Source organism: Bacillus sp. SIMBA_008, from assembly GCF_046535495.1.
Taxonomy (GTDB): Bacteria; Bacillota; Bacilli; order Bacillales; family Bacillaceae; genus Bacillus; species Bacillus subtilis.
The window spans coordinates 1-352 of the sequence record NZ_JAWRWL010000132.1 but is presented as its reverse complement, the minus strand read 5'-3'; the positions used below and the strand labels follow the sequence as shown (position 1 = coordinate 352).

The window sequence follows — 352 nt, the reverse complement described above, 5'->3', positions numbered from 1 at the left end:
GCTTTCCCTACTTTCAGGAGAATCCGTCACATGTGTGGGAGCAGGCGATTCCTGAGGACCCTTACGGCCGCAAAAATATTTTCGCATTTATTGAGGGAAACGGCGAAAGCCTGAATACGGTCATTTATCACGCTCATCTTGATACGGTCGGCATCGAGGATTTCGGCCCTTTAAAAGATATCGCTTTTGATTCCGACCGTCTCGCGGAATATTTCTCAAACTATGAATTTGATCGGGATGTGCAGCGGGATGCCCGCTCAGGCGAGTGGATGTTTGGAAGGGGTTCGGTTGATATGCAGAGCGGTATTGCCGTTCATCTCGCCAATCTGCTTCACTTTTCTGAACGGCGCGA

The 352-nt window shown here is 49.7% G+C and carries 1 pseudogene; it reads left to right on the top strand.

From position 1 onward, the window contains the following. A pseudogene (locus SB658_RS22490) lies at positions 1-352 on the top strand (peptidase M20); the annotation flags it as partial.